The sequence below is a fragment of the Streptomyces sp. MB09-02B genome, assembly GCF_033794485.1.
Classification (GTDB): domain Bacteria; phylum Actinomycetota; class Actinomycetes; order Streptomycetales; family Streptomycetaceae; genus Streptomyces.
Map to the genome: position 1 here is coordinate 1 of NZ_JARGEE010000340.1, position 10,103 is coordinate 10,103.

Annotated in this window: 5 protein-coding genes; 3 read left to right on the plus strand and 2 right to left on the minus strand. The window is 69.9% G+C overall.

All coding sequences use genetic code 11. The features are described from left to right. The 3 genes from P1P70_RS33505 to P1P70_RS33515 all read left to right on the plus strand — a co-directional run. A partial coding sequence (locus P1P70_RS33505; protein ID WP_319244522.1) for a PQQ-binding-like beta-propeller repeat protein occupies positions 1-1,380 on the plus strand: 1,380 nt, incomplete at its 5' end. 148 nt (positions 1,381-1,528) lie between these two features. Continuing rightward, entirely contained in the window at positions 1,529-2,038 is a 510-nt protein-coding gene (locus P1P70_RS33510) for a hypothetical protein (RefSeq protein WP_319244524.1), read from the plus strand. A gap of 19 nt (positions 2,039-2,057) precedes the next feature. Then, positions 2,058-3,326 carry an acyltransferase gene (locus tag P1P70_RS33515; protein ID WP_319244526.1) on the plus strand — a complete coding sequence of 423 codons (1,269 nt, stop codon included), beginning with the start codon at positions 2,058-2,060 and terminating at the stop codon, positions 3,324-3,326. A 67-nt stretch (positions 3,327-3,393) separates the two neighbouring features. Here the strand turns inward: P1P70_RS33515 and P1P70_RS33520 are convergent, their stop codons facing one another. Together P1P70_RS33520 and P1P70_RS33525 are read right to left on the minus strand one after the other, a co-directional pair. Next, on the minus strand, positions 3,394-3,672 hold the full coding sequence (locus P1P70_RS33520; protein WP_319244528.1) for a DUF6959 family protein: 279 nt from the start codon (positions 3,670-3,672) through the stop codon (positions 3,394-3,396). Positions 3,673-3,674: 2 nt separating this feature from the next. Further along, positions 3,675-10,103 (minus strand): polymorphic toxin-type HINT domain-containing protein (locus P1P70_RS33525; RefSeq protein ID WP_319244530.1); only part of this gene is annotated, 6,429 nt, incomplete at its 5' end.

The window sequence follows — 10,103 nt, forward strand, 5'->3', positions numbered from 1 at the left end:
CCGCCGCCCCCGCCCTCGTACGACCCCGCGCCCGTCGGGCTCGGCGCCCCCGACACCGGGCCGGTACGGCTCGCGGGCGGTCAGGTGCCCATCGGGCCCGGTCCGCGCGTCGCCGACGCCCGCGCCGCCGCCGTGAAGGCGCCCCCTCCCGAGGCCGGTCTCGCCGCGTCCTGGTCCCGGCCGCGCGCCGGCGTGAACGGCGCCGACCCCGCGCCCGCCGTGGCTCCGCCCGCCCCGGAACCGGCCGCCTCCGGCTGGCGCCCCTGGCGTTTCCGCATGTCGAACGACGTCTGGGGCACCCCGTCCGTCGCCGACGACCTCGTCTACGTCACCTCCTTCGAGGTGCACGCCCTGGACGTGGGCACCGGACGGCGCCGCTTCAAGACCCGGGACGTGGCCTGGTCGATGGCGGTCGCGGACGGCCGTATCCACGCCTCCGACGGCCCGACCCTGTTCGCGCTCGACGCCCGCGAGGGCGCCGACCTGTGGCGGCTGTCCACGGAGGCCTGGGTGTACTCGCTGAAGGCCGACCGGGGCACGGTGGTCACCGCCACCCGGGGCGGCGGCGTCCAGGGCTGGGAGGCGTCCAACGGGCAGAAACTGTGGGAGCTCACCGGCGCGCAGACCGACTTCGAGTCCCCGGAGGCCGGGCCGGTCGTCCAGGACGGCACGGTGTACATCTGGAAGGACGCCCGGCTGCGCGCGCTGGAGGCCCGTACGGGCGAGGAGCGCTGGTCGTACCCGATCGGGGACGCGGCCTCCTGCGGCGGCGTCCCGGTGCGGCTGACGCCGGCCTCCGACGGCTACGTGTACATCGCCGCCGGCAGCCGCGTGCTCGCCATCGACATCGCCGGCGGTCATGTCCGCTGGCACTTCGAGGCCCCGGCGGTGTTCCTGTCCGCCCCCACGTTCGCGCCGGGTCCCGCCGTCACGGGCGGCGGTGTCTACCTCGCCGACTACCTCGGCACGGTCTACGCCCTCGACGCGACCGACGGCCGTGACCGCTGGCGCATCGCGACGGAGTCCCGTGCCTCGGTGGAACCGGTGCTGGTCGCCGCGGGCCATGTGCACGTCGGCAGCGGCAAGGGGCTCTACACCCTCGACGCGGTCACGGGCACGCCGAAGTGGCGTTTCCAAGCGGGCGGAGAGATCGTCGGCGCCCCGTCGGTGGCGGAGGGCCGTATCCACTTCGGCTCCACCGATCACCTCCTCTACACGCTGAAGGCAGACGACGGCCGACTGCGGTGGAAGCTCGCGACGGGCGGGGAGATCACCGGGTCGCCGGTCGTCAAGGACGGTGTCGTGTACGCCTGCAGCAAGGACCGCTGCGTGTACGCCCTGGACGCGGAGAAGGGGACGGGGACGGCGCGGACCGCGTAGGCCGCGCGGCGGGGGACGGCGCCTCGGCGGACGGGGACACGGCGCGCGGCTGAAACCGGTATGGTGTCGTGCACCTGTCACCGCCGCAGTTGTTCCTTTTGCGTGCGTGCGACATCAATTCGACGCTACTCAACGGGGGTTGAGCAACGTGAAAACTCGTCATGTCCGAGCCGTCGCCGTGTTCGGCATCGTCGTCTTCGCTCTCACCGGGGCCCGTGGCTCGGGCGGGGGAGGCTGCTCGGGAGGCTCGTCCTCCTCGTCCAACTCCAGCGGCGGCTCCAGCAGCGGCGGATCCGACAGCGGCTCCACGTCCACCTCGGGCGGCAGCACCACCGTGGGGACGGGCGGCTCGTCGAGTTCCCAGCGCGGCGCCGCGAGGGACCTGAAGATCGAGACCTGCACCTACGACAACGGCCTCGTCTCCCGTGTCCGCGCCACCAACACCAGCTCCACCAGCACCTATTCGTACGAGTTCGACCTGGAGTTCACGGACGCGAGCGGCACCGTGCTGCACACCGCCGAGGACAACAGCATCCCCTCGGTGCCGCCGGGCGAGTCCGCCACCGTCGAGGTGAAGGCGCCCGCCGGTACGGTCGACGACGGCGGCACGAGCGGCGGCAGCTGCAAGCTGACCGACCTGGAGCGCTCCTCTTTCTGAACTGCACATGAGAGCGGGTATGAAGTCATCACTCGCCGCGACGCCCCGGACGGCCTCGTCCGGGGCGTCGCGGCTCGGCTGGCTGGACGCCTTGCGCGGCATCGCCGCGCTCGTCGTGGTGTTCGACCACTCGTCGTACTCCTTCATGGCAGAGTTCCGCCGGGAGTTGATGCCGGAGTTCAACACCAGCCGCTACGGCATCATGGTGTTCTTCCTGGTCAGCGGTTACATCATCCCCGCCTCGCTGGAACGCCGGGGCTGTGTGCGGACGTTCTGGACGGGCCGGCTGTTCCGGATCTACCCGCTGTGCGCGGCCGTGGTCGCCGGTCTGATCGCGGCCGACCACTTCGGCGTGGCGGAGATCCGGGACTTCGGCGGGCAGAGCCTCGCCTCGGTGGCGGTGGCCCATCTCACCCTGTTCCAGGAGCTGTTGGGCACCCCCAACCTCCTGCTCGTCCTGTGGACGCTCTCCTACGAGATGGCCTTCTACCTGCTGGTCGTCGGGCTCTTCACGGTACGTCAGCACCGGCGGTCCGGCGCGGTCGCCGTCATCCTGGCGGGGCTTGCCGCGCTGAGCGTGGCGGCGGGGTTCGCGCTGCCGGCGTCGGCCCTCTCCGAGGAGTTCGGCACCGGCCGGCTCATCGCGCTCGCGGCGGTCGTGATGGTCGTCGCCATCTGCTGCGCGAGCGCCGGGTCGGCCGTGCTGAAGGTGTTCGGGGGCCTGCTGGGCGGAGGGCTCGCCCTGGCCCTGGTCGCCCTCAACGGCACCGTCCCGGTGTGGGAGGGCCTGGTGATCCTCGCCGTGATGTTCCTCGGTACGGCCGTGTACCGGGCCGACACCGGGCAGAGCAGCTGGGCGTGGGCGGGGTGCGCGGCGGCTCTGGTGGTCGCCTGCGCGGTCGGGAGCGCGTACGTCGACGGCGACGGCGGGCACTTCACCCGGCGCGCCTGGATCGTGTCCTTCCTGCTGGCCGTGGTCACCTTCGGCATCGGGCTGGCGGTGCGCCGCCGACGGATCCCGCGCCTGCTGACGTTCCTGGGCACGATCAGCTACTCGGTCTACCTGGTGCATCCGCTGCTGCTGGCGGTGAGCGACGGCACGATCGGCCGCCGCCGCCACGACGACCTCGTCCTCGAAGTGGCCTTCTACGCCGTGCTGTTGCCGGTGTGCGTGCTGACGTACTACTGCGTCGAGGCACCGGCCCAGCGATGGGGGCGCCGCCTGACACGCCGCGACGCCCCGGACCGGGTGGGGTCCGGGGCGTCGGTGTCGGAGCGAGTGGGTTAGACAGGTGCACCGCGGATGCCTCGCCGGAAGAGATCCGGCGAGGCATCCGTGACAGGTGGAGCTTGTCTCAGCGCACGTAAGGGAGGTCGAATCCGGCCTCGCGCGAAGCCGATTCATACGTCGACAGCATCGACGCGACCGTTGACCGGATCTCCCCCAAGGAGAAACCGGCCTCCTCCAGGTCTCCCGTACCCAGATGTTCGGCCAACTCCTCGACGGCCTCCTGAAGCACCTTCAGAGAGTCTCCCTGTACGGCCAGTGCCGGATAGCGGCGGTTCGGCAGACCGACCACCGCGTAGTTTCCCGAGACGGCCAGGACCGTGGCTGAGGTTTCCTGTTCGTTCATCCCTAACCCTGTGGATAGAAGGTGATATGGGGCCTGCTGGTGTCGAGCGGCCCGGTGAAGATGTCCTGCCGCCGCCCGACGCCCAGTGTGACGTCGGCCTTCGGCAGCGAGCTCGACACGGAGTGCTTCTTACGGCTGTTGATGCCCGTGATCACATAGTCCCAGTCGGACTCGCCGTGCCATCCCTTCGGGTTCGACGACGACCGCGGCCCCAGTGTCCGGCTACCGACAACCGAGATCGGCTTCCCGATCCGGTTCGCGGCGTTCTGGATCCGAGCCCTCTCCGATCCGGAGAGATTCGCCATGTTCGCGCCTGCCCCGACGGACGGCCCACAGGCCGGCGTCGAGTTGTGCACGAGGACCGGTGTCTCTCCCGCCAGCACGTAGTACGTGTGAAGGTCCGCCACGGTGAGGTTGTGCACCGTGGCCGACTGGGTCCACTGACGGACGCCGGTGATCCGGACGACGGTTCCGTCGGACGCGTCGAGTCGCTCCCCGACCGCCAGGTCCGTGGCGTCGACCCAGGCGCCGAGTTCCGGGACCCAGAAGGGGTGACCGGCTGTCGCGGTGACCGAAGCGGTGTTCTTCCCGCCACCGGTCTCGAGGGACAGGGTGATCCTGACCAGGTCCTTCCGGCCCTCGCCGGCGATCTCGGCGGTGACCGTCTTGACGGTGGTGCGGCCGGTCCTGGGATCCGTGGCGAGGACCTTGTCCCCGGTACGCACGTCCTCGATGGCCTTGGTCGTGCCGTCGGCCATGAGCACGTGGGTGCCCGGGACGAAGCTGTTGCAGGGCTTCACGGCGCCGCGGGCTCCGCCCACGTAGGCCAGCAGCGCGGTGGCGACGACGTCCTTGATGACGTTGCCCCGGGCGACGGCCGCGGCCTTCTCGTTGCACTCCTCGGCGTTGTAGACGCAGTAGGTGGCCGCGAGTTCCTTGGCCTTCTCGACGTCCTTGCCGCCGTGGAGGACGTACAGGTAGGCCTGACGGCATCCCTCACGCCCGTAGCAGGCAGTGCCCTCCTGGCCCTTCTGTGACGACTCGTAGACCGGGTTGTACCAGAAGTCGTCCGTGAACTCCCCGTTCATCCGGGGGGACCAGTACTGGTCCGCCAGGACGTCGATGTCGTTCGTCACCGGGGTGTTCGTCGACACCCAGTACTTCTTCGCCGCCTGGGAGCGCTTGTAGATGTTGCCGCGGCGGTAGTCGGTCGTGCCGGACTTCGGGTCGTAGCCGACTTCCTTCTGGGTCTTCTTGCTGCAGTTCGCGAGGGAGTACTGGCAGGAGTTGGGCTTGGACCCGATCTCCGTGCCCGCCGGGTCGGAGTGGGTCAGCGGGTTGTTGTTGGCGTAGGTGTAGCCGTGCATCTGCTGCGGGTCGGTGGCCGTGAAGACCGGGTCGACCGACAGGAAGCGGCCCAGGGCGGGGTCGTACTCGCGCGCGCCGAGGTGGGTGAGGCCGGTGGCTTTGTCGATCGTGCCGCCCACGAAACCCTTGGTGCCGGGCCAGTTGGTCGGCTCGGTGCCGCGCGGCCCGCCGAAGGGCAGGGTGCGGCGCTGGGTCAGGGCCTGGGTGGTCGCGTCCACGGACAGCTGGGCCGTGCCGTGGTGGTCGGCCAGGGCGAAGGAGATCTTCCCGTCGTTGGCCTGGACGGCCGTGTGGCCGCCGCCGAGGTCGAAGTAGCGGGTGCCCTTGGGGGCCGTCGCTCCCTTGGCCAGGGTGATCTCCGTGGGACCGAGGTAGAGCGTGGTCTCGGTCGGGGTCCGCCCGATCAGGCGGTTGCCCTCGGTGTCGTACAGGTACTCGGTGACCTTGTCGCTACCGCCCTCCACAGGCTCGGTGACCTTCGTCAGATGGCCCTCGGTGTCCCAGGCCAGGGTCTGGGAGGTGCCGTCGGCCAGCAGCCGGGTGCGGGTGTTGCCCGCGTCGTCGTAGGTGAAGCTGTCGCGGGACTTGACGGTCCCGGCGGTGTTGTCCACCGAGGTCACCGCGTGCGGGCGCACGGCACCCGGGTCCGGGTAGTGGTAGTCCCGCTCGGTGTCGGAGCCGCCGGCCGTGGTGGCGTGCTCGGTCTCGGTGAGCCGGTTGCCCACCTTGTCGTAGGTGTAGGACGTCCAGTACGGGGCCGGACCGCCCACCGCGCCCGTGGTGGGAGTGGCGACACAGCCGGTGGTCGACTGGGCCCAGGCCTCCTTCACCCGGCCGAGGTGGTCGTAGCTGAAGCACTGGTTGTCGGTGCCGGAGCGGGAGGTGTCGGAGACGGACAGGACGTTGCCGGCCTCGTCGTACTTGTAGGTGTTGAACTGGTCCACACCCGAGACGTCCTGGCGGTCCACCCGCGAGGTCTCGAGCCGCTGGGTGCCCCACTGGTAGGTGTTGGTCTCGTACGTCGCCTTCCCGCCGTTCGCGGCCAGGGAGTACTGCAGCGGCTTGCCGGTGAGGCTGTAGCTGGTGCTCGCGGTCAGGTTCAGCGGGCCGCTGATCCCGACGGGCCGCAGCGTGCGGTCCTCGTAGGTGTAGGTGACGGTGTTCGCGGCCAGGTCACCGGCCTTGGGGTAGCCGACGCCCTGGACCGTGCCCGAGTCGTTGTACGTGGTCGCCGAGAGGTAGGTGCCCTGCAGGCCGCCCTCGGAGGACGGGATAGTGACGGAGGTGCGCAGCGGCCGGTACAGCCGGTCGTAGGCGACGACGCTCGACTTGTACTCCTGGCCGCCGCTGAAGCGGGAGCTGGAGGCGAGCTGGCCCTTGGCGCCGCTGACGGTGTCGTACGCCCACTTGGCGCGCAGCGTCCCGGAGGACGAGTTGTCCCGCATCTCGGTCTTGCGGCCCAGACCGTCGTAGACGTAGGCCAGGGTGCCCTGCGGGTTCCTGGAGAGGGTCATCTGGGACCGGTCGTCGTACTCCAGGTGCCCGGCGCCCTTGTCCGGGTCCGTGGTGTCGGTGAGCCGGCCCATCAGGTCGTACTTCCACGTCCAGGCGTTGCCCGCCGGGTCGGTGACCTTGGTCAGCTCACCGCGTGGCGAGTAGTCGTACGACGTGGTGTCGTAGGCCGCGTCGGCGGAACGCGTGTGCAGCAGGCGCAGTTCGGTGGTGCGGCCTCGGGCGTCGGTGACGGTGGTCTGCGCGGTGCCGCCGACGGGCGGGATGACCGTGGTGCGGTCGCCGCCGTAGAGGGTCTTGGTGACGCCGAGGAAAGCTCCGCCGTCGCCGTTGCCGGCGATCTGCTTCATCTCGGTCACCCGGCCGAGGCCGTCGTAGGTGTACCGGCTCTGGGTCTCCACGCTCAGCGCGTCAGCGGGCTTGAAGAGCGTGCTCGACGGCGCGGCGGTGATGTAGTAGGTGGCGAACTCCTTCGCGGTCAACCCGCGTTCGTCGTAGAAGGTGTCCGCGAGGAGAGTCCCTCCGTCCGGGCCGGGTTCCTGTGTCTGGCGGGGCCGCAGGAAGCCGTCGTAGAGGGTGTAGCTGGTGTCCTGCGTACCCGAGTTGCCGATGGTCTTCGTGCCCACCGCGACCGGCTTGCCGTCGGTGATCGTGTAGGTGAACTCGTAGCTCGGGGTCTGGCCCGTCGTCCGGTCCGGCTGCCACACCTTGGTGGTGCGGCCCAACGCGTCGTACGCGTAGGTCGTGACCTTGCTGTTGGTGTCGGTCTCGGTGAGCGGCAGCCCGCGCAGTGTCTCGTAGGTGGTGCTCGACGTCTGTGCCGTCGTGCTGTCGCCGGTGGTGGCGGGCGGGGTGGTCACCTTGCTGCTCGTCGCGAAGCCCGTGGCCGGGGTGTACGCGGTGGTGGTGGTCCGTCCGCCGGTGCGGGCGGTCCGGGTGAGCGCGCCGGCGGCCGTGACGGTGACGTCGGCGGTCAGGTCGGTGGTGGTCAGCGCGCGGCCGTAGCCGTCGAAGGTGGAGCTGGACTCCAGGTAGACCGCGCTGGTGCCGTTGTACGTCTTGAGCTTCGCGGTCCTGGTGGCGTCGCCCTTGGTCGCCGCGGCGCCGTACGCCCCGCCGTCGTAGGCGGTGCGGACGTCGGAGATGACGTCGTCCGGGCGGCTTGTGGTGGCGTCACACGCCTTGGCGACCGTCTCGACCCGTGCCGGGCTGGCCAGGGGGACGCTGTCGGCGACGTAGGTGGTGCGGGTGCACTGGTTGTCGGCGGCGGTCGTCGTGTCGCCCAGGTCCTCGCTCTGCACGACCAGGCCGGTGGCGGGGTCGTGGGTCTCGGAACCCGAGGTGGTGCGCCACTTGGCGCCCGCGCCGTCGTCCAGGGAGGTCCACGACCTGGTGGAGGCGGTGCCGGTGAAGTTGGCGGTGACGGTGCCCCAGTCGCGGACCTTCTTCGCGGTCTCCTTGTACCAGGGGCGGCTCACCGACTTCTCGAGGACCTTGCCGCCGGGACCGGAGTAGGTGACGGTCTTGTAGGCGAAGCCGGCCTGTGACTCGTGGTCGGTGATCGGGTCGCCCTCGCCCGAGTCCAGGGTGACGGAGACGGACTTGGTGCCGCCGGAGGGCTCCTTGCGGTCGCCGTGCATGCCGCGCAGGAAGTACGAGTCCTGCTGCGTCTTCATGGCCGAGGCGCCGCCGTGGCCGCCGGTGCGTACCCGCACGTGGCCGTAACCGCGCCACTGCGACCAGGTCCGCAGCTTCGCCTTGGACATCCCGTCGTCATCGTCGTAGTGCCAGGCGGCGCCGTCCAGGTAGTCGTACATCGTGACCTGGTCGGGCGAGCCGCCCGTGCGGTCGGTCGCGGTGACCGTGTCGACGACGTACTTGTTGAACCACTGCAGCTCGGGGTCGTCGCTCGAACTGCCGCCGATGTACTGCGGGAAGCAGCGGGTGGTGTTGGTCTGCGGGGTCGGCAGCGCGTCGAAGTCGCAGACCGGCGCCGAGTAGTTGACGTCGATCTGGCCGCCCGAGTCGTCGGCGATCGTGGACAGCCGGTCCTTGATGTACGGGGCGTAGCCGTCGCCGGTCCTGTCGAGCCGGTTGGCGAGCTGGGTGTAGGAGAAGGTGGTCTTCGGCAGTGTGATCGAGGCCGTGTCGTCATGGCCGGTGCGCTGGACGGAGTCGAGCAGCAGCTGGTAGTCGGTGTCGGCCATGCCCCAGCGGTGGGTCAGCTTCCAGGAGTCGACGTTCTTGTAGCCGCTGCCGTCGTACACCTGGGTGGCGACCTCGGTGAGCCGCTTGCGGGTGAAGAACGCCGGGGAGAACCGGCCCTCGTCGCAGTCCGTGCCCGCCTCGCAGTTCAGGTCCCAGGGGGTGTCGTACCAGTACTGGGAGTCCGAGGAGATGGACGAGCAGGTGGTGGAGCTGTCGGCTATGCACCGCTCGCTGCTGGTGAGGTCGACCTTGGCCAGCGCCTTCGCGCTGTACATGGAGGTCGACTTCAGCCCGTACTCGACGCGGTCCAGGGTCCCGCCGCGTACGTACGGGGTGTCGTCGGCGGCCTTGAGGTTGCGGCCGTAGGAGTTGGTCTCCTTGTCGTAGTAGTACGCGACCGCGTTGCCGCGCCGGTCCACCACGTAGTCCAGGTTCCAGCGCCAGCCCTGCTGGCACCAGGACGCGGCGAACGTCGAGGCGTTGCAGGGCTCGTCGGCGTTGTTGCCGAAGACCGGCACCGTCCACGTCGAGTCCGTGGTCTCGTTGCCACCGGCCCAGCCGGGCAGCCGGTTGTAGCCGAAGAAGTACCGGGTGCCGTCGGGGGTGGTCACCCGCCAGTACTCGTCGTTGCGGGCGCCGTTGGAACGCACGTCGGACGACGAGCCGTAGATCCGGTCGATCTTCGTGCCGTCGTCGTTCTGCAGCTTCCAGGAGTTGGTGCCGTTGGGCACCAGCTCGCCGCCGGAGCCGTTCAGCGACAGGGTGGCGTTGTCGTACGCCCAGCACAGGTCGCCCGGCTCCTTGCCGTCGGCGTTGGTCGCCCCGTCCTTCTCACAGCTCTTGTAGCTGCGCTCGATGAATCCGGGCGCCAGGTCGAAGCCGTCACCGACCCAGGACGCCTGGTTGTTGCTGTTGCCGGTCCGGCCGTCGACACCGCCGGAGGAGTACGACAGTCCGACCTGCGGCGTCAGCCCGCCGGGCACCTTCGGCACCGCCATGTCGTACGACCAGGCGAACGAGCCGCTGCTCAGGTCCGTGTTCCAGGTCGACGAGGCCGACAGGGACGTGGCCTTGTAGTCACCCTTGTCGCCGCTCGCCGACGCGGTGGCCGCCAGGACGGTGGCCGTGCCGGCGCTGAGGGCGACCGACTTCGTTGTCAGCGTCTGCTTGTCGGTGTTGTTGACGGTCGTGACGGGCCGGGTGGTGCGGCACTGCTTCTTCTGCGGTGTGGTGAGGGCGCAGGCGGGGAGTTGGACGAGGGTGAGGCGGTCGGCGTAGTTGCCGCCGTAGAGGCCGGCGAAGGAGGAGTAGTCGAGTGCGGCGCGGACCTTGCCGGCGCGCTG